Consider the following 21,030-nt stretch of genomic DNA (forward strand, 5'->3'; position numbering starts at 1 on the left):
GACGACCTTTGCTTTGCTGATATCACGACGCCGCCACTATCGATTCTGGCTCATTCATAACGCGATGAGATCAAGGCTGGATTTTTGCGTTGGAAGGATAGAGTAGGCAGATGGAAGAGCTGGCCGTTGTCGAAGGTGACAGGCGTGCTCAGAGCCGTACAGGGTTTTGTGAAAAGCCATTTCGAACGATGCTGAACGTCACAGCGAACTGAGCAGCGATCGCGCTTTCAGGAACTCGCGACATTTGGCCAGCCCTGGCCAAACGACCAGGCTGGCGCGGTGCCAGGGAGCGAATGCGTGGTGCAGGTCCAGCACCTCCGAATGCATCCCTGGGTACGGACTGGGACCAGGGCGCAAGATGGCATCCAACGCTCCGCTCAGGAGGCTTGCCACATCGTCCGTCGAGCTCACCTGAAGGTAGTCGGGTGCTTGTCCGGTCTTCGTCAATGTCGCTACCAGACGGTGGGGATCGTCGGTCAGATCCGGAGAAACCCCGAGTCGCAATCTCTTTGTCGGAAGAGAACTCGCGACCGCGTCCATGGCCGTCGACATGCGCTCAAAAGCATCGCTGAGGGCAGGCAGAAGCGCTTCGCCGTGGCCTGTGAGGATGAGGCTGCGATGCAGACGGTGAAACAGCGGAAATCCTAGGGTCTGCTCAAGATGCTTGATCTGCTGGCTGATGGCTCCTGGCGTGACTGAAAGCTCTTCAGCCGCCAGTTTGAAGCTGAGATGGCGGCCAGCGGCTTCAAAGGCCTTTATCCCGGTGAGCGGTGGCAGTCTGTAACTCATGGCACTCATCTCCCTATCCTGCACCTTGATGAGATTAGAAAATCTAATTCAATCGTCCAGAAACAATCGTTTGAGCGAGACGCAAGATGTGGTGCAGCCTTGTGCTTCCCAGGAGCAAGGATACTGCCATGCAAATCCGCCGTATCAATGCCGACGCCGCACCCGTGCCAACAACCGGCTACTCTCAGGCGCTTGAGGTGACCGGCCACACGCGCATGCTTTTCATCAGCGGTCAAACTCCGGTCGAGGCTGACGGTACAGTGCCTGCGGACTTTGAAACACAATGCCGACTTGCGTGGAGGAATGTTGAAGCGCAACTTGCCGCAGCCGGAATGACTCTCGACAACTTGGTCATGCACCGGACCTATCTCACCGATCGGCGCTACACCCACCTCAACCGCTCTACAAGAATTGAGTTTCTTGGCGGGCGGGAAACAGCGTTGACTGTTGTGATTGCTGGAATTTTCGACGATTCCTGGCTGCTTGAGATCGAAGCCGTGGCCGTAGCCTGACGGAAAATTTTGCAACGGGGCTGGCGATCCCATCATGTCAAAATCCACACAATGCCGTGCCCGGCAGGAAACTTCCACCGGTGGCCCCGATCCAGTCATCACGTCGGTGACAGGCCGCGATCGACCACGTCTTCATCCTCAGGCAGAGGGATTGTGCGACCGGCTCTGGTATGGCGGGGGCTCGCTCCGTTCTGTGACCTGGGCCGGGCAGAACGGCTTCGATCTGCCGATCGGCAACATTTCAACAGGTGAGGGGACGATGACCTCGAGGTGGTTCATTTACGCCAACTCGATGCCTATCGCGCGGGCTGGGCTGAGCGGCGGGAACCCGATGGGGCAGATGAGAAGGCGCGATGTCGCTACATGGAGTATGCGGATACTCGACGCGAACGCACGCTCGCGCCACAAGGCGAGCAAAGAACTTTGTTCGCCCGTGATCTGGTTGGATCTGCGGATGAAATCCCCGATGCGCATTATCGAGATCGGGTTCTTGCTCAGGGCCGCGAATTACGCCTTGAGCTGCCCTGCAACTTCGAATTCGAAGAATGCGAGCAGATCCTGAATGACTTCGTCAACTTGATTGCTCCAGAGGTCGGTTGAGGGGCTCGAGACATGCCTCCTTTGATGATCAGGCAAGAAACTGCGGCTCTTGAATTGCGAACTGAGACCGTGGAGCGTGCGTGCGATCAGAGCATCCTCGCGCTCAGGAATGCCTGGGCCGCAGTGCTGGGCAAGCCGGCTTCCGCCATGATCCGCCGGGCAAGTTCCGCTGCCGACGGCCGTAATCGGCCTGAGGTCCGGTCGAGCCAGTACGAGACGGGATTAAGCACTGTTCGCGGATCAACCGCGACGACACGCCCGGTGCATAGCGCCTCGCCGGCCAGAGGTGGACGGGCTAGAGCGACGCCAAGGCCGTGGGCGGCGGCATCGAGCACGAGGTTGTAGTCTTCGAAGCGGCGATCCTGTGGGCGAGGGCGGTAGTCCAAGCCCTGCGCAGCAAACCAGGTACGCCATCCCGATGCGTCGGAATCATGCACAAGCGGATAATTCAGAATTCGCTCGGGAGCGCCAACCCCAAGCGAATTGGCCAGGGCAGGCGCAGCGATCGGGAAGCATTGCTCTTCGAACAGTCGCACCGAAACTCGTCCCGGCAGAGTTCCACGACCGCAGCGGATCGCCAGATCAATTCCCTCAGCCTCGAGATCGATGTTGCGGTGCTCGACCACGAATTCAATCCGCAAGGAGGGATCACCCTCCTCGAAGATTTTCAAACGCGGCATCAGCCAGAGGCTGCTGACCGATGGAATCGACGTCAGGCGAACGATTGCTGCGCCGCGTCGCTCGATCCAGCGGTCGGAGCTGTCGGCGATCAGCGCGAAAGCCTCGCTCGTCCGCTGGTGAAGGCGCTGTCCCTGCGGGGTCAGAGCGACGCCGCGGGCCTGTCGGTCGAAGAGCCTCTCACCGAGCCAATGTTCGAGCTTGGCCACCTGACGACTGATGGCGCCGTGGGTGAGGTGGAGATCGTTCGCAGCAGCCGAGAAGCTGCCGAGACGGGCAGCCGCCTCGAAGGCACGCAGGGCATCCAGCGGCGGCAGAGATGACGAGCTGTGATTCATGCTCACAGCTGATCCTTGAATTGTTCGATTGTCAATCAGCTCAGATCGCAGAATGGTCGGACATCCCGCTTTCTAACTGTGAGTTTCCGCAATGAGCATCGGTGCTGCCTGTTCTTCTGAAAGCAAATCCATCGACGGAGTGACTGCCGCTGCCGTCATCGTCACGATTCTTGCCTGGGCTTCGGCTTTCCCGGCCATCCGCGCCGGGCTGCAGGCCTTCGGCCCAATCGAGCTTGGAGCCCTGCGGTTTGCTGTTGCTGCCGTACCGGCCGCGCTCTTTCTCGCCGTCACGCGCCCGGCCTGGCCGACGTTTTCGGATTTCGTCCGCTTAGCAGTCGGCGGCCTTCTGTTCGTGGCGCTCTATACGGCCCTTCTCAACATGGGTGAGATGACCGTCTCGGCCGGTGCAGCCAGCTTCATCATCAACACGAATCCGATCATGACGGCCGGTCTCGCGATGCTTGTCCTGGGCGAGCGTTTCAGTTCCCGCGCCTGGGCCGGAACGGCGCTGTCGTTCGCCGGCATTGGTCTGATCGCTTTTGGCGAAGGGCAGGGGGTACGCCTCGACACCGGAGCGTTGCTCATTCTCGGGGCCGCTCTCTGCAACTCCGTGACCACAGTGGTGCAGAAGCCCCTCTTCGCCCGGCACAAGCCACTGACGGTTTCAGCATGGAACATGGTGCTCGGCTCTCTTGTTCTCGCGTCGTGGCTTCCGAATGGTGCGGCCCAGTTCTCCGCCGCGCCACCTGCGGCTGTCCAAGCCGTGATTTATCTCGGCCTCGTCCCGAGCCTTGTCGCCTATGGAACCTGGGCCATCGCGCTGTCACGCCTGCCGGCAAGTCGTGCATCGAACTTCATGTATTGTGTCCCGCCCGTGGCGACCCTTCTCGGCTTTCTCTGGCTTGGAGAAGTGCCAACCACGCTCGGTGCCATCGGCGGCATCATGGCTTTGGCTGGGGTCGCCGTCGTCAATTGGCGGCGCTAGGAAAGCGGAGGGGGCGGTTCGCCACACTCCGTCGCGATCATGACTGCAAGTGAGAACATCGTCGCGATGTACGTAGCGCGACGATGTTCGTCGTCGACATCTAGGCCATCGCAGCAGCGGGGCGGGGCCGGATGCCAGCCAGGATGATAAGCGCGGTCAGCAGGAGAACGGCACTGCTGGCGGCAAACACGCCCGTCACTCCGCTCAAACCGAAGACTATGCCGCCCATGGATGCCCCAATTGCGATGGCGAATTGGATCGCCGCAACCAGCAGGCCTCCCGCGCTCTCCGCTTGGTCCGGAACCGTGCGCGTGAGCCATGTCGACCAGGCCACAGGCACGGCTCCGAACGCCATTCCCCACAATGCCACCATCGCGGCGGCCACCATTGACGCACTGCCTAGGGCGACAAGACCCAAGCCGAGGGTGCCCATCAGCAGCGGCATGAGCATCAGGGTCAACCGAAGACTCCGCTCGAGCAATAGTCCTGCCAACAGCGTGCCCAGGAAGTTGGCGGTTCCAAAACCCAGGAGAATGGCGGACATTGCGTTGATTCCGACGCCGGTGACAGTCTCAAGGAAGGGGCGGATGTAGGTGAAGAAAGCGAAGTGCCCGGTGAAGACCAGCATCGCAGCAACCATGCCAAGACAAATTCCTGGACGGACCAAAACATCAACAAGCGTTCGCAGGCTTGTGAGCCCACTCGGGGCCATTCTGGGCAGCATCGCCAACTGTGCAACCAGCGTTACCAATCCCAGTGCTGCGGTGATGAGAAAGACGCTCCGCCAGCCGACGACATCACCAAGATAGCTGCCGACAGGGGCGGCCAGAATGGTCGCGGCCGAGACGCCGCTGAAGATCATCGACAAGGCTTTGGGCACCAGCGCCTCTGGCACGAGGCGCATGGTCACCGCGGCCGACATGGTCCAGAATCCGCCAATCGCAATGCCCAGCAGAACACGTCCCATCAGAAGAAGCGGCAAGTTTGGCGCGAGCGCCACCAGCAGATTCGAGGCAATCAGCAACACGGAAAAGCTCAGAAGCACAATCCGGCGATCGAAGCGCCTTGTCGCTACGGAGATCAGGAGACTCGTTATCATCCCGATGACAGCCGTCGCCGTCACGGCTTGCCCTGCCACTCCTTCGGCGATGTTCAAATCCGCCGCCATGGGCGTCAACAGACTGGCAGGTAAGAACTCCGCAGTCACAAGACCAAAGACGCCCAACGTCATCGAAAAAACGGCACCCCAGGCGGGCTCTTCCCGCACCCGTGTTGCCTCATCCCAGTGTCTCGGTTGGCTCATTCTCTCGTCCTTTCACGAAGAGATGGGTTGCACCGCATCAAAATGGGCTGGAATTTTCGGACTATCTATGTCATTAAATCCGAGATGATTGATCAAGAGTCCGGAACTGGCCTTCCGCCAAAGGGCAGTCGTTTGCCGGCTGATCTCGTAAGCGAACTGCTTATGGGGATGCGCTTGTTCGGAGTCGAATATCGTCGCATTCAGATCACTCGCCCATTCGGTATTCGCTTTGGCATGAGAGAGAGGCGTGCGCAGTTCCACTTCGTCGCCCGTGGCCCTGTGTTTCTGCGCAACGCAGCGGGAACCGTCCATTCAATGAATACGGGCGACGCCGTGCTGCTGCCCCGCGGTGGGCCCCATGACCTCGTTTCGCAGCCGAATCTGCCGAGCCGCGACGTGGCCGGATTTGAGACCGCGCCCCTTTGTCAGAGTGTCAGTTCCATCCAAGCCTGCACTGGCGGAGCCTGTGAGCCGACCGACGCCCTCATCTTCAGCGGATGCATGGAATTCGACCTGGGCAGCATGCATCCCTTGGTCGCGCTGATGCCCGAAGTGATGTTCGTCGGCACGCTGCTGGAACGCTATCCTGAGATTCTGCCGATGCTCGAGGCGATGGAACGTGAGGCGCGAGGCGAGCGCACGGGCTTTGCCGGGATCTTGGCACGGCTTGCCGATGTCGTGTCTGCTTTTATTGTTCGGGCCTGGGTGGAGTGTGGATGTGGTGATGCCAGCGGCTGGGTCGCTGCCCTGCGCGATCCACGCCTGGGACGGGTGATCGCTGCACTGCATCGCGACCCGGGGAAGGACTGGACCTTGTCTGAACTCGCGGCGGAGATGGGCAGTTCCCGCTCCGTATTCGCCGAGCGGTTTCTGACAGTCACGGGCGTGACACCGGTTCGCTACTTGACGGAATTGCGGATGCGGCTCGCGGCACAGTGGATTGGCCGTGACCGGATGCCGATCGAAACCGCCGCGCACCGTCTCGGCTATGGATCACACGCTGCCTTCAGTCGGGCGTTCAAGCGGGTAATGGGACATCCGCCTGGTGCTGCTCGCGTCACTGTCTACGCTGCACCCGGCTGATTTGTGTCGCCCGTATGCCGCACCGACTGAAAAGGTTGCTGGAGCGGCTTGACCAAGGATCCGGATAAGAGATCTGTGCCTTCACTCCTCGCGAAAAGCCTTGGCCATGTTGTCGGCAACCGGTTTCGTCAGATATGAGAACACCGTGCGATAGCCGGTCTGGATCAGGCCCTCTACGGGCATGCCCGGAACCAGCTTGAGAGCGCCCAGACGCTCCCGCTCTCCTTCCGCGAACGCTACGCGCACCGGGTAATACTGCACGCCTGTGCGCTGGTCCGTCACCAGATCGGCCGCGACCAGGCTGACCTTGCCCTTGAGTTCGGGCGTGGTCCGCTGGCTAAAGGCCGAGAGCCGCAGGACCGTATCCAGCCCTGGCTGAAGCTGGTCGATGTCTTGGGGCGATACCTTCACTTCGATGGAGAGCGCATCGTCTTCGGGTACAATCAACATCAAGGGTTCGCCAGCATTGATTACACCGCCAACCGTGTGGACGATCGACTGGTGCACGACGCCGTCCTGTGGTGCGCGGATGTCAATGCGTTTCAACTGGTCTTCGGCGGCAACCTTGCGTTCCCCGAGTTCGGACATCTTGGCCTGAACCTCGCGCAATTCCTTGGATACCTCGCTTCTGAGATCCTGCTCGATCTGGATGATCTGGAGCTCCGTCTCGCTGATACGACCTTTTGCCTGCGCTATGTTTGAAATGTGCTGTCCACGCTCACCGCGCAGACGTGTCTCCTCCCGCCTGAGCGCCGTCACCCGGGAGATCGGAACCAGATTCTTGCGCCAGAGCTGCTCGACGCCGGTCAACTCATCCTGGATCAGTTGGATCTCATCGGCCTTGGCGGAGGCTTGCAGTTGCAATCCATCGATCTGCTCTTGGAGCTGCGCGATGCGCTCCTTGAGCTGTGCCTTCTGGCTTGCCCGGACTACACGGCGATATTCGAAAACATGGATCTCGCCTTGAATCAGCTTTGCGAGCTCCGGATCATGAAGACGGCTTTTCAGTGGGAGTGGAAAGGTAATCCTCTCCAACCCGTCGCGCTCTGCTTCGAGCCGGCTCTGGCGGGCAGCCAACTCGTCCAAGCTCTTTGCCACTATCGCAAGGTTAGCACGAGCCACCGTTTCGTCGAGGCGGATCACGACATCACCGGATCGAACCCGGTCCCCGTCTCGGGCCAGGATCTCACCGACGACACCGCCCGTGGGATGCTGCACCTTCTTGACGTGACTGTTGACCACAATAGAGCCGGGCGCAACCACGGCACCGGAGAGCTCCGTCACAGCCGCCCAGCCGCCGAGCCCCCCGACAAGGAAGAAGGCAGACGAGAGGCCGAGCAGCGAATAGCGGCGGATCGCGGTGCGGGCATTGCTCTTATTCGCAGGTTTCATGACACACCCCCAGATCCTAGACGACTTTTAGCGGAGCGGTGGAAACCACCCGTTGCTCGGCAGCCTGCGGCGCTGGCACGGGGCGCAGCACCTTACTCAGCACGTCTTCCTTCGGGCCGAAGCTCTGTACCCGACCCTCGCCCATCACGAGCACCAGATCGACACCAGCAAGAGCGCTCGGCCGGTGGGCGATGACCACCACGATGCCACCTCGTGCCCTGATACCCATGATCGCAGCCGTCAAAGCCTGCTCGCCTTCGTTGTCGAGGTTGGAGTTCGGTTCGTCGAGTACCACGAGAAACGGGTTGCCATAGAGCGCGCGCGAGAGAGCGATGCGCTGGCGCTGCCCGCCGGACAATGCCGCCCCAGCTTCGCCCACCTGCGTCTCATAGCCGTCCGGCAACTGGAGGATCATCTCGTGGACATTGGCGGCTTTGGCGGCGGCGATGATTGCATCCGCTTTGGGCTCGGGATCGAAGCGTGCAATGTTCTGCGCCACGGTTCCGGCGAAGAGTTCCACGTCTTGCGGCAGATAGCCGATATGGTGACCGAGGTCCTCCGGCAGCCATTGTTCGACGGCGGCACCGTCAAAGCGAACCTTCCCGCGCCAAGTCGGCCACACCCCGACGATCATGCGGGCGAGAGAAGACTTGCCGGACGCGCTTGAACCAATGATGCCAAGCCCGTTGCCGGCCTTCAGTTCGAACGACACGTCCTGCACGGCGAATCTCTGTCCGCCGGGCGCTCCCGCTCCTGCGTTCTCAACCGACAGCACGGAGCGAGGCACGGGAAGCTTCAAGGGATCGCTGGTCCTGACATTGGCTTCGAGGAGAGTCTTGAGCCGACGCCAGCCCTGACGGGCGCTCACGAAACCCTTCCAGTTACCGATGGCGAGTTCGACCGGCGCCATGGCCCGTGAGGTGAGGATCGAGCTTGCGATCATGATGCCGCCCGTCGCCTGGCCGTCGATCACGAGATAGGCACCAATCGCGAGCACCATGGACTGCAACAGCATGCGTAGCACCTTGGACATGGCGCCGAAGCCGCCTGCCACATCCGAAGCCCGCTGCTGGTGGGCCAAGTAGCCGGCATTGGCATCACCCCAACGGGCACCAATCCGCTGGGCCATTCCCATGGCGTGGACAACTTCCGCATTGCGGCGTGCGCCTTCGGAGATCCCGTTACGAAGCAGCGCGGCCCTGACGGCCCCCTTCGAGGCTTCCTTGGTCAGCAACTCGGTCAGGAGCGTAATCACGACGAGAACGGTTGCGCCACCCAATGCCGCGAAGCCGAGCCACGGATGAAAAGCGAAGCATACGAACAGGTAAAGCGGCATCCAAGGTAGATCGAAGAGTGCGGACGGCCCACCGCCGGCGAAGAAGGCCCGCAACTGGTCAAGATCGCGCAGGGGCTGCTGCCCGTCGCCGTCGACCTTGTCCTTGAGCGGCGCCTTGAGCTGCTCCTGTAAGATCTGTTGGCTCAGATCTTCATCGAGTGCTGCGCCGACGCGCGCCATGATCCGACCGCGGAGCATCTCGAACAAACCCTGAAAGAGGTAGAGAACCACGATAATGACGGAGAGACCGACAAGTGTCGGAATGCTCCTGCTCGGAAGAACCCGATCGTAGACCTCCATCATGAAGATCGAGCCTGACAGGTAGAGCAGGTTAATAAGGCCGCTCAGGATCGCGACACCCAAGAAGGCGCCGCGGCATGAGGCCATGATACTGGGACGTCTCTTGAGTGAGTGGGTCATCGACGTTGCCTTAAGGGGGGTTGTGCCGTCTCGTGCTTTTGGCCTCAAAGGTTGCACCGCGACATTCTGTAAGTAGCCCGCCGGGAGGATTGGGGCTGATACTCCCGGCGGGCCATCGCGATCTCAGATCAACTGCATCAGAAGATGAAGTCGCTGTTGTCGAGATCGGATGCGTTGACGCCCTTCAGGACGAGGATGTCGGAGCCGCGTGCGATCATCACATCCTGATCGACCTGCACCAGAGTCAGGTCGGACAGATTGTCCACCCCGGACAGGCCTCTTGCATCGATCCTGTCATGACCATTGCGGAAGTCAGTCACAGTGTCTGAGCCGCCGTTCTTCTGGAAGACGAAGCTGTCCTGACCTGAGCCGCCAGTCAGCTTGTCATTCCCGGCTCCACCTTTAAGCAGGTCGTTGCCTGCCCCGCCGGAGAGACGATCCTTGCCTTTGCCGCCGTCGAGGTGATCGTCGCCGGCCATACCCTTGAGCGTATCGTGCCCGTCTTGTCCCCAGAGCCGGTCTTTGCCGGATCCGCCCTCAAGCCGGTCATTCCCGGACCTGCCATAGAGCCTGTCGTCGCCCGCCCCACCGTAGAGCCGGTCGTGGCCCGCCCCGCCGTCGAGGCGATCGTGGTTGTCCTGTCCCCAGAGCCGGTCGTTTCCGGACCCGCCGTAGAGCTTGTCATTGCCGTCCTGGCCCCAGAGCCGGTCATGACCGCGACCGCCCCACTTGACCTCATCTACCGGACCCTCAACCACCGGGCCCACGACCGGAGGCTGCTCGACCGGAGGCTGCTCGACCGGAGGCTGCTCGACCGGAGGATGTTCGGCCGGGGGTTGCTCCGCCAGAGGCTCCTCGACCGGAGGCTCCTCGACCAACGGTTCCTCGTTCGTGCACTCTCGAACGATTGGGGGCTCGGAGCATGTGTAGGTGATCCGGTGGTTGGCGCTTGTCAGCGTGGTGACCCCTTGGTCGTTGGTCTCTTCCGTGTAATCGCCGACTGACATGCCCGGCGGCAGCTCAATCACGTCCTGGGCCCGCAGGGTGCCCACGATGGTGTCCTGTCCGCCGTTGGAGCGGAACACGATCCGATGCGCCGAGGTCAGCCCCGAGATGTCCACCGTGTCGTCGCCCGTATTGCCATCGATGGTGATGGTGTTGAGGGCGAGGCTTGTGGTGGAGAAATCGCCGAAGATTTGCACGGTGTCGCCTGGGCCGGCACCGCCATTGACCGGATCGGCCGTCTGCGTGCCGATGCGGATCTCCTCGATATTGTCGAGTTCAGCGATGATCGAGGTGTTGGCCCCCACGGTACGGGTGATGATGATCTCCGTGTTAGCCAGCAGACCAGTCATTCCGAGAACCTGTTCTGCATAGGCTTTCGTGTAGACTCGGAAGGTCTCAGATGTATTGCCCCTGGTGTTCACGTCAAACGTGTCTGTGCCAAAGCTGCCGTCGACTTTATCGTAGCCGTCGGTATCCCCACCAGCGTTGGCGTTCCAGAAGATCAAGTCATTTCCGGTGCCGCCGTTGACGTTGTCGTCGCCGGTACCAGCCGTGATCGTATCGTTACCATCACCGCCGTCTATGCTGTCGTTGCCGCCTCCGCCGTTGATTGTTGTGGCGGAGCCATTACCGACTATGATCTCGTTACCGCCACCTCCGTTGATCGTTCCGGTAACGCGAGTGATGGTCACCGTCGCAGGATCCGTCAGGGAGCCATCGCTGGCATTGTAGGAGAAGGAACCGTTGGGAGTCCCGTTATCCGCGACCGTCACGACGCCAACCCCAAGCACCGGAGCTGCGTTCAGGCCAACCGGGTTACCGACCGCTGTGATGGCCACAGGCGAACCTTCGGCATCTGTATCGTTGGCAAGCAGCGCCGACTGGGCGATGGAGAAGTTCACGCCAGCGGCGACGTTCGTAATCACCGTATCGTTAGCCCCGTTCGGAGGATCGTTCACAGCAATCACGTTGATGGTCGTTGTGACCGGATCGCTCTCGACGAATCCGTCGTTGACAGTAACCTGGATAATACGGGCAAGATTACCCGGATTGTCCGAGCCGCTGTCGAACGTCACCTGCTGGATCGCAGCCCGGTAAGCAGCCAAGCTGGCTGTACCGTTCAGGTTCAGCGCGATCTGGCCGTCGACCGAAGTGTCGAGCGTGGCGTTGATGCCTGCAGGCAGGTTACCAACGATGTCGAAGTCGTCACCGGGCTGAGCGTTGGTCAGCACGATCCGGGCCGAAACCAGCGTCGTGCCATCGTCCGTAATGCCTGGACGGTTGGCGATCGCCACTCCAGGTGCATTCTCGGTGTAGGAGGTAGTGTAGTTCAGGCCGTCGGCCGGAGCCGGGACGGTGAACTCGATTGAGATGGCATTGATGTCGACGATATCGGCACCAAGGTTGCCACCGCCAGCAGCTTCTAGTGAGGACGCCACGAAGCGGATGGCGGAAGTGGCCGTGAACGGGCCGGGCAGGCTCACGGCGCGAGTCGTGTTGCCTGTATTCCCGTCGATTGTGTCGACCGTCGCCCAGGTCGTACCATTCGACGAGAACTGCACCTGGATGTCGTCGCCGAGATCGAGGCTCTGCTCGTTGACCTGGTAGGTTAGTGTGGCCGACCCGGCCCCGTTGAGTGGGACTGTACGGGTGATCGTGGCGCCGTCGCCGGTATCGAAGCGGAGATTGCCGCCGGTAACCTGGATCTGGCCAGCCGCATTGGTGGCGCTGTTATCATCTCCTGTCTCGGTCCAGACCGTCCCCCAGGCGGCCGTGCCGTTGCTGTTGTTGTACGCAGCCGTGGTGAAGTTATCGAGGAAGGTGCCGCCGACGTCGAAGGCGTGGAGGTCAACGACCGGCTTGATCAACGATACGTCTCCGTCCGAGAAACGGAGGATTTCGACATTACGGACTCGGTCTACACCATCGGACTCGAGCCCGTCGGAGACGATCACGTGAGCAACCGAGATGCTGCCATCGGCATTGGCAGTGATGGTGTAATTCTCTCTAACGTCACTGAACACCGCGACGTCGACATCGGCAGTTCCGTCACTGTCGGGCTGGTCGGCGCTGTTCCTGATAGTACGAACGATCGCGAGTTGGCCCGGGTTGATGGTGCCGTTGAACATGCTGGCAGCCAGTGTCGTCATGCTTTTATGCAATGCGATCGGTTCACCGAGGTGATTAGGATCATTCGCGGCGAAAACGCCAATCTGCACATCGAGCCACTTGTCGCCGTCGATGATGTCGTCACCCATTCGACCTATCATGATGTCGCTGCCGTCGCCGCCAAGGATGATATCACCTTCGCTGTAGGAGGCGACGCCCGCACCCAGCACTTCTTGCAGACCCTTGATCAGGGCGATGCCCGCCGCATCGAGAGCGCTGCCGGCATATCCTTCCGTACCCCCCTGGGAGGCTGGAAGACGATCGGCTGCCACTGCGTCCGAGCCTGACAGAGTGTCGTTGAAGCGCGTGCCCGACAACCCTTCCATCGACTCGTATTCATCGAGTGCCGCGTTCTGGGGAAGCGTCGGGCTTTCATCGAACACGATCGGGACGGACAGATCGGCGTTCACCGCCAAGGTGTTATCCTTGTAGGTCGCCCAGTCGAAGCCGGACATGCCAACCATCTTGCCCCGACCGGCGCTGCCCACCATGATGTCGTCGCCGCCCTCGCCGATGAACTCGTCGAAGCCGCCGTCGCCGAGGAATACGTCGTGTCCGTCGATCCTGTCATGGGCGAAGACCTCGTCGAAGTTGTCGCCCGGTGCGCCGTCGAAGGTGCCTGTCTCGATCCAGTCATTGCCCTCATTGCCGAGGATGCGCTCGGCGTTCTTGTTGCCGTAGATGAAGTCGTTGCCTTCACCGGCGAACACTTCCGAGCCCATGTCGGTGCCGAGGAAGATGAAGTCCTGGCCTGCATTACCCATCACCAGATCGAGGCCCGGGCCGGCATGAACCACGTCGTTGCCGGCGCCGGCCTTGATGTTGTCGTCGCCGCCGCTGTCCACGATGATATCGTCGCCGTCACCACCGTTGATGATGTCGTTGCCGAAGCCGCCCTCGAGTCGGTCATTCCCGCCATCGCCGTAGAGCGTGTCGTCGCCATCGCTGGCGATGATGGTATCGGCCTGGTTCGTGCCGCCGAGCACGGCATGCTCACCGCCGGTGTACTTCAGGTAATTGGTGTCGGCGCCCGGCGTGGCCGGGTTGTTGCGGACGACCAGCGGAGTCAGTACGCCACCGCCTATTGGATCGGTACTCTCCATGATCCCATCGCCATTGAGGTCGTTGAACTGCTTGGTTTGGTCGACCTCAAGGATCAGGCCTGGCGTCGAGAATACGTCCGACGGCAGATGTGTCGCGTCCGTATTGCGCATGATCATGGCGGCGAAGGAGTTGTTCTCCATCTCGCCGAACAGATGCAGGCCGTCGAGACGCTGCAGGTAGTAGAAGCGGTCCGCGTTCTGAAGCTTCTCCATCTGAACTTCAAAGACGAAGTTGAAGGTGGAGCCCAGCATGCCGCCGAAGGGCATGATCTCTTCGGCAAGGCCGCCGATCCAGAGGTCAACATCGTTGAGGCCGCCGAGCGAACCGCCGGCATACGTACCGGTCGCATTGAGGAATTCGGCTGCATCGGCTGGGACTTCCAGGCCTCCGAACGACTGACCAAAGATGAGCGTCATCGCGGCGTCGCGCTTGCCTTCAAGCGTAGTCTGACCGGTGATCAGCGAGTGCGTTCCATAGGCCGCGACGAAATTGATGATCGACGCTTCGTGCTTGAGGTGCCCGGCGAAATCGACCCAGCTCTCATAGGGCTTGAGCAGTGCATCCTGGTTGGTGGCGGCGTAGAATTGCGCGCGCGCTTCATTAAGGGACGGCACTCCAGTGTCGCGACCGCGAGCAAGATTGATCGTCGCAAGGTCGAGTGGCAGGCCGAGGAGGTTGTTGCGCAGAGCTCCGGTGACGAACTCGTCGATCTCGTTGCCGACCTGCCGGGTCATGCCTCGGATGATTGCGCCGGCCGAGATGTCGGCGTCGACGCTGGTCGTGCCGCCGTTGTTTTGAAACTGCATCGGATTGAGGAAACCCTCGATCAGCCCAATGTGGTCCTGGTTGAAGTTGGGGTCGAAACGGTCGATCGACTCGGTCAGCATGGAGTGACCGAAGCGGTAGACCACGTGGGCGAATTCGGCGACGATCGATGGGTCGATCGTTGTGTCGAAGCCGTCTGGCACCAGGAACACGTTGATGTTCGGCTGGATCTTGCGCGCAAACTCCTCGAACACCAGATGCTGGTACTGCATTTCGGTGCCGAACTTGGCCGCCTGGAATACGCGCTCGCCATCCCAGAGGAGGCCGGTAGCGGAGGCCGGGACCGCGGCCACGTCGACCGCCAGCCACTCGTTCAGGAATGCAACAGCTTCGGCCTGAGAGGCACCGTTATCGAGCATGTCCTGGGCATCAGCCAGCACGACCGCCTTAGTGTGCTCGACCAGCCGGTTATGCTCCGAGTGGAAGACGTGGTGGACAGCTGTCAGGCCGACATTCTCGTTGGCGCGGCCGTCGCCGGCTACGAAATGGGCGTCGAGCAGCTCATTGTCGTAGACACCTGGCTCGTTGCCGGGATTTTCAAGCCCAATCTCGATATCGCCGTCCGCGAGACCCGTCGGGACTGCATTATGCGCGATGTCGGCAAGGAAGGCGTGACCAGTAAGGACAGTGTTCGCAGGCACCAGGACGCCCAATCCCCCGTTGGCGGTCGGGTCACCTTCGACCAACCCGGTCGTCGTCACCATCTGCGGATAGCCATTGGGGCCACGGATGAACTCGCCGTAGGGGTCGGTGGCGAGCAGCGGGATGTTGCCGACGTTGGAATCGAGAAGTTGGATGCCGAGCAGATCGGCGGCTTGTGCCTTGAGATCGGCCCAGGTCGCCATGCCGCCCGCACTGCCGACGAGGAGCTTGCCGGTCGATACCGGATCACCATTGGTATTCAGTTCATACTGACGCAGGAACACTTGGTGCGATGGATGCGAGGTATAGGTCTGGTTCTGGTCGACATACGCCGTGGTGGTGTTCACGGGACGATCGGTATCGTCGGCGGTGCCCATGATACCATCATGGCCAGGTCCGGCCAGTGTGGCCCGTGTCAGCACCATGAAATTGGTGGTACTGCCCTGCACATAAAGCGGATCATCTGGCATTAACGGGATGAACACCGTACCGTTGCCGCCCTTGGCGACAAGATCGAGACCGTGATCGAAGAACTGACCGAACAGCGTGAACCATGAGTTAAACGGTGCCGACAGCCCCTCGTCCGGCGCTGCGTTGGTGAGTTTGATGTTTGCACCTTCGAGCTCGATGCCGTTGGTCTCCAGCAGCGTCATCAGCGAGTCATCGGCTGCATCGAGTGCAGCCTTCGCTACATTCAGGGCCTCCAGCTTGGCTGCTGCTTGTCCCTGAAGCGCTTCATTATTGGGACTGGCGGATGCGGCTGCGGAAGCTGCCGCATATTCGCGTTCCGCAGTTCCGACTGCGTTGAACAGAGGTTTAAGCGGCTGGTAGGCCGCTGAGATCTGTGCCGTAACTGCCATCTGCTGATCAGGCGGCACGATGCCGGCGCGCTGCAACCCGGTCAGAATAGCGGACGGGTTCCCCAACGTCTGGTCGACCAGCAGGTTGGAGATGATGCGCACGGTTGGATCGAATACGTCGCCCGGTCCAGCGGATCCAGGGCCGTCATTGTCGACGCCGGGCGTGTAGCTGACAGGCACTAGCGCACCGCCTGGGCCAGCAGGCACCATGATGGTCTTGAAGTCCTTACCGAGGTGCTCCGGAAACTCGTTGTCGGAAGCACCCCACTCGATCTGGCCAGGCAACAGATGGTTGTACGTGCCATCCACCGTCCGCAGCCCCCAAGCGACATTGTAGGCAGGCACCAAGCCGCCCGGGCCATACAAGGGCTGACCTGCAGCATGCGCTTCAGCGATCTTGATTTGAGCGAGAATGAAGTCCAGATCCGAGCGAATATAGGCAACCATGTGAAAACCCTCACCCTTGTGTTCTTGAGAAAGACGCAATCATCATGGGCAGGAAGGCTGATGTTTTACTATCTGGGCTGAGGTCCAAGGCAAGTGTTTCGAACGTCTTTACTCTTCAGGACCAAAGTTGATTGCTGGGTCGGACTTTAGTTATGGAGTCCTGCGCTTTCGCAGCAGCTTCTGCGCAAGCGGGAATCTGTGAAGTGGGCGAACGTAGATCAGCTGAAATTCCGACTTTTGATAAGGACAGCTCCGGCTTGTACTGACATTCCACTGCAGGCACCGGATTGCCAGCAAGCTTGGCTCCCGTCTCATCTAGCGACTGAGCAAATGCAGCTTCACTGATCTCGTCCTCGTTGAGGTGACGTGAGCTAGTAATTGCAAGCAGGCCGTCGTTGCGAGTTCGTCGGAAGATGTTTGACCCGTGGCCAATGAACAAGTGGGCCGGCGCTCGTGAAATCCTCTTCAGAAGCATCGGTGAGGGGCCGAAGGGTTCGATCTGTACCCGGCCAAGCCTAAGTCGGTCATGCATCTGTAATAATCTCAGACGCTCTTTCGGACTGTACCTGAGTGACTACCTACAGGCTCAATCGTCGGAGCTACTCCTTTTTAGCCGAAGGTGAGGTTTCCCCTCCTCGTTATTCGTATTGAGTTTCGTCATGACCAAGAACATTATTTTTAGAAGACTTCTAGGATTGTGACGGGCAATGTGCTGCAAAACTAGGTAAATACCATAGTAGATAATGACAGCACTGTTTCCACACAGCGGGGCCTCAGAAGAGGATCAGCAGACTATTTGCACAGTGACCGAGGTCATCGTGCCAAGAGGAGGTGTGTGCTTGACACACGCACGTTCTGCAACGGGGAGTGCTAATGTCGAAGGCGATCAGAGTCGGTATTATTGACGATCAACCTCTCTTCCTGGATGGGGTGATAGATGCCCTCAAAACTCAATTGGATATAGAAGTCTTAGGTCAAGCGGCATCAATAGGAGATGCGATTCAACTGATTCAGGAAAATGAACTGGATGTGATCGTAGTCGGCGTGAGCCTGCCGGACGACCGCTTCGAAGCCCTTGATGCAATCGTGTCGAAGTATCCAGCGGTCAGAATTTTGGTTCTTTCAGACAGCTCTGACGAAGAACGGATCTGCGATGCCATAGCAGCGGGTTTATCTGGATATCTTCCAAGGAGTACCAGCGGCCCTGAACTGGTCAATGCTGTGCGGTCGCTTGACAAAGGCATAGGCTGTATTTCACCGACGCTTGCTGGGAGGCTCTTGATGCGCGCCAATCAGGGCGGTTCTGGAATGACAAAGCCTAGGGACCGCCTCAAGTCTCTAGCACCGCGGGAGAAGCAAATCATATCGATGCTGGCCGTGGGCCTTAGCAACAGAGAGATCGGCAGCAAGCTCGACCTCAACGAGGGTACGGTCAAATACTACGTGACAAGCATTCTAGGTAAGCTGCAAGTCCGCAATCGTGTAGAAGCGGCCCTATTTGCCCGCTCTCAGGGTTTGGTGTGGCAGGCTAGCGACGAAACCGCCCTGCAGTTCGAGCCTCCTATTCCCGGCAAACCTACTGGGAGTGAACCTGCAAGTGACAGGAACTGGCTGCATTGCGTTGACTTGAGCAAGAATTGAAACGGCCAGCGCGAGAGGCAATGTCAGCGTGACGTCAAGGGGACAACATAGTCGCCAAGTCGGCCCAAGTTAATACAAGTGAACAACAGTTAAGTCGCGCCATGTAATAAAAATATGCTCGTGGGCAGTGTGTCATTCACAGGCGGACAAGATAGTCCCTCAAACTGAGAATGATTGCGGATTGGACGCCAGGCGGGGAGCGAGGGCTCGCATATCGGGCCGACTTGAATTGCCTCATGTGTTACTCACGCCTTCGGGTGGTTTGGTGCAAAACCTCGCAGCGGCTGCTGGGGCAGCGGCTTCGCCGCTACTCAATATCTTACAGGATCTCACGCTTGATACCGCTGCAGGCCCACCGTTTATCCGTCACAATGCTCTAAGCATGTATCGCGAGCTCGTCAGCTGCTTGTGAAAGAAGCTCTCGTCCGCCTTCGTGTTGCGATGATCCGGAACCGGCACATCAAGCGTACACCCATCCTAACCTATACCTAAAGGGAACGGTGCATTTGCCTCGGAACGGAGCATCATCTCAAGGAGTACCCCGATGGAGGTATATCGCGGATACAGCGAGCCATACCTCTCTGCCGCAACGCCTCTGTATTATTGGCTAGCTACGCTAACATCTTGTTTTTGAACTGTTTTGAAGGGCAGATCCGAGTATTCACGATGTCTAAGGAGCCGCCCTGCCATGATGAGGGCATCGCCTTTGGACTAGAGCCCGGCCTCGTTGTCGGACCAACGTCGATTGCAGGGAACTTCACTGCTGTTTACCTTCATGTGCCTCGGTGCAGCAAGCGGGGTAAGAAATGTTAGAGTTGGCGCCATCGACATGGATGCGTCGCCGGAGCGCGACCCCGGCAACGGTGAGCCTGACCCGCCAGTTCGCACTGACAGGCAGTGTCATCATGCTAATTGCAATGATTGCTGCGGGCCTCTTCACCACCGAGATTGTATCAAAGGCGACGGTGGAGAACACCGCCTCATCGACGGCTCTCCTCATAGACAGCTTTCTCGAACCGATGATCCAAGGCTTGGCAAGCGAGGAGCTTCTGCCTGCCGATGAAACCGCTGAGTTGAACCGCCTGTTGGGAGCAGATCACTTCAAGGAGCGATTCCCCCACTTGGAGATTTGGAAGGAGAGTGGGCTTATCGTCTATTCAACGACACCGAATTTGGTTGGTCGAAGATTTACGCCCCCTCCCGGCCTAGTCACAGCCCTGGCAGGAGACATTTCTGCACAATACGCTGACCTGAACGCACTTGAGCACAGAGTCAGGGACCTCAGCAGCAAGTACCTTGAGATCTATGTCCCCATCCGGGAGGAACGCTCCGGTCGCGTCGTTGCCGTTGCAGAGATTCATGAAAGCACCGCACCACTCGAAGAGAAACTCTGGTGGTTACGTCTTAAAAGCTGGCTCGCAGTCGTGGGGGCGACCGCGCTCATCATGGTCGGTCTGTTCGGAATCGTCTACCGCGGCAATAAGCTCATCCGCCTCCAACAGCGTCAGCTTCACGAACGATTGGTGGAGATCGAGCATACATCCCAACACAACCATATCCTCAAGGAGCGTGCTCAGAGAGCCTCTGGTCGCGTCGCCGAATTGACCGAGAATTACCTGCGGAGGATTGGTGCGGACTTGCACGATGGTCCCGCGCAGCTCATCAGCTTAGCCGCTCTAACCGTGGAACACGTCCGGCGCGCCCAGACACCCGCGAAACACGAAGAAGAGTTGCAGTTACTGAATACCATGCTTTCGGAGGCCCTTCGCGATATCCGAACTATGTCGAAGGGACTGATGCTGCCTGAAATAGAAGGCTTGCCCCTCCCAGAGGTTATCAAACGAGTAGCTTCCAATCACGAGCGGCGTACTGGAACCAAGGTTGCCATTCATTGCGGCGACATTTCGCATCCCCTTACCCATGGAATCAAAATCTGCGTGTACCGGTTCCTGCAGGAGGGGCTCAACAATGCATTCCGCCATGCGGGCGGAAATGGCCAGATGGTAACGTGCAGACTCGATGACTCTGTTCTGAACATGGTCGTGCAGGACGATGGGGGAATGGGAATCGGCGGCCACGCGTCGGTAGACTCCGGTTTAGGGCTCTTTGGGATGCGGGAAAGAGTGGAAAGTCTGGGCGGTGTTTTTAGGGTGAGCCATCTCCCGAGTGGGGGGACCAGAGTTGAAATGAGCGTTGTTGTTGCGGAGGGGAGCCAAGATGTCTGAAAAGACCTGTGTTGTTGTGGTGGATGACCACGCACTCCTGCGTAGAGGAGTTGTCCGAGCGCTTGCACTTGATGATTCGATCAAAGTCGTGGCAGAGGGTGCTTCAGCAGCAGATGCAGTCGAGCTTACAAAAATGTATGCACCGGATCTCATCTTGCTGGATATATCTATGCCCGGAAACGGCATCGAAGCCGCGCGTGCGATCCGCGATCTTGCGACCTCAACTCGCGTCGTAATGCTGACGGTTTCGGGAGATGAAGACGACGTGACGCATGCACTTGAGGCAGGTGCCGTCGGCTACCTTCTCAAGGGAACGGATGCACTAGATCTAATCACGGCTGTGAGAAGTGTGAAGGCTGGAGAGTCTTTCATTTCCCCCAATCTCGCACTCCGCATACTGTCGGACGATGCTCAGGTGAAAGCTAGCCCGCTGACACCTCTGTCCGAGTACGAGAAACGTACTCTGTGCCTGATCTCCGAAGGGCTGAACAATCGCGAGATTGGAGAACAACTAGCGGTGACAGAAAAGACGGTTCAGGACAATGTGACCGACATTTTTCGAAAGCTTAAGGCCAAGAACCGTGCCGAAGAAGCACTTGTTGTCGAACAGATCTGGGTTGGACTTCAGAGCAGATTGAAACTGCACTGACGCGCGAATTGCCGAAAACGAAGCAAG

The 21,030-nt window shown here is 59.3% G+C and carries 13 protein-coding genes; 7 read left to right on the plus strand and 6 right to left on the minus strand.

All coding sequences use genetic code 11. The features are described 5' to 3' along the window. Positions 1-198: 198 nt before the first annotated feature. On the minus strand, positions 199-789 hold the full coding sequence (locus ACD578_RS00425) for a LysR family transcriptional regulator (protein ID WP_404289894.1): 591 nt from the start codon (positions 787-789) through the stop codon (positions 199-201). A 128-nt stretch (positions 790-917) separates the two neighbouring features. Here ACD578_RS00425 and ACD578_RS00430 point away from each other — a divergent pair, with 128 nt between their 5' ends. Beyond that, positions 918-1,301: a RidA family protein gene (locus ACD578_RS00430; protein ID WP_404289896.1), complete on the plus strand. Its 384-nt coding sequence runs from the start codon at positions 918-920 to the stop codon at positions 1,299-1,301. Between the two features lie 270 nt (positions 1,302-1,571). After that, positions 1,572-1,901 (plus strand): hypothetical protein, encoded by a 330-nt coding sequence (locus ACD578_RS00435; RefSeq protein ID WP_404289898.1) that lies wholly within the window; start codon positions 1,572-1,574, stop codon positions 1,899-1,901. 86 nt (positions 1,902-1,987) lie between these two features. Here the strand turns inward: ACD578_RS00435 and ACD578_RS00440 are convergent, their stop codons facing one another. After that, positions 1,988-2,917 carry a LysR substrate-binding domain-containing protein gene (locus tag ACD578_RS00440; RefSeq protein ID WP_404289900.1) on the minus strand — a complete coding sequence of 310 codons (930 nt, stop codon included), beginning with the start codon at positions 2,915-2,917 and terminating at the stop codon, positions 1,988-1,990. A 91-nt stretch (positions 2,918-3,008) separates the two neighbouring features. Here ACD578_RS00440 and ACD578_RS00445 point away from each other — a divergent pair, with 91 nt between their 5' ends. Next, entirely contained in the window at positions 3,009-3,902 is an 894-nt protein-coding gene (locus ACD578_RS00445) for a DMT family transporter (RefSeq protein WP_404289902.1), read from the plus strand. Positions 3,903-4,002: 100 nt separating this feature from the next. On the opposite strand, the gene ACD578_RS00450 is transcribed toward ACD578_RS00445, so the two are convergent. Beyond that, entirely contained in the window at positions 4,003-5,205 is a 1,203-nt protein-coding gene (locus tag ACD578_RS00450; RefSeq protein ID WP_404289904.1) for an MFS transporter, read from the minus strand. 84 nt (positions 5,206-5,289) lie between these two features. On the opposite strand from ACD578_RS00450, the gene ACD578_RS00455 reads away from it, so the two are divergent. Further along, positions 5,290-6,288 (plus strand): AraC family transcriptional regulator, encoded by a 999-nt coding sequence (locus tag ACD578_RS00455; protein ID WP_404293622.1) that lies wholly within the window; start codon positions 5,290-5,292, stop codon positions 6,286-6,288. 81 nt (positions 6,289-6,369) lie between these two features. On the opposite strand, the gene ACD578_RS00460 is transcribed toward ACD578_RS00455, so the two are convergent. The 3 genes from ACD578_RS00460 to ACD578_RS00470 all read right to left on the minus strand — a co-directional run bounded on the left by ACD578_RS00460 (position 6,370) and on the right by ACD578_RS00470 (position 16,488). Further along, positions 6,370-7,680, minus strand: a complete 1,311-nt coding sequence (locus tag ACD578_RS00460) for an HlyD family type I secretion periplasmic adaptor subunit (protein WP_404289906.1) — start codon at positions 7,678-7,680, stop codon at positions 6,370-6,372. A 16-nt stretch (positions 7,681-7,696) separates the two neighbouring features. After that, positions 7,697-9,403 (minus strand): type I secretion system permease/ATPase, encoded by a 1,707-nt coding sequence (locus tag ACD578_RS00465; protein ID WP_404289908.1) that lies wholly within the window; start codon positions 9,401-9,403, stop codon positions 7,697-7,699. A 170-nt stretch (positions 9,404-9,573) separates the two neighbouring features. Then, the gene (locus tag ACD578_RS00470; protein WP_404289910.1) at positions 9,574-16,488 is read right to left on the minus strand and encodes a peroxidase family protein; all 6,915 of its coding nucleotides are present in this window, start codon (positions 16,486-16,488) and stop codon (positions 9,574-9,576) included. A gap of 873 nt (positions 16,489-17,361) precedes the next feature. Between ACD578_RS00470 and ACD578_RS00475 the strand changes: the two genes are divergently transcribed. From ACD578_RS00475 to ACD578_RS00485, 3 genes are all read left to right on the plus strand, one after another. Continuing rightward, entirely contained in the window at positions 17,362-18,129 is a 768-nt protein-coding gene (locus ACD578_RS00475; protein ID WP_404289912.1) for a LuxR C-terminal-related transcriptional regulator, read from the plus strand. An 815-nt stretch (positions 18,130-18,944) separates the two neighbouring features. Further along, complete coding sequence (locus tag ACD578_RS00480; RefSeq protein ID WP_404289914.1) at positions 18,945-20,354, plus strand: sensor histidine kinase; 1,410 nt, start codon at positions 18,945-18,947, stop codon at positions 20,352-20,354. Next, a complete protein-coding gene (locus ACD578_RS00485; RefSeq protein WP_404289916.1) occupies positions 20,347-21,003 on the plus strand; it encodes a response regulator in 657 nt (218 codons plus the stop codon). Before ACD578_RS00480 ends, ACD578_RS00485 begins: the two co-directional genes overlap by 8 nt. Positions 21,004-21,030: the final 27 nt, after the last annotated feature.

The organism is Microvirga sp. RSM25 (assembly GCF_044784385.1).
Taxonomy (GTDB): domain Bacteria; phylum Pseudomonadota; class Alphaproteobacteria; order Rhizobiales; family Beijerinckiaceae; genus Microvirga; species Microvirga tunisiensis.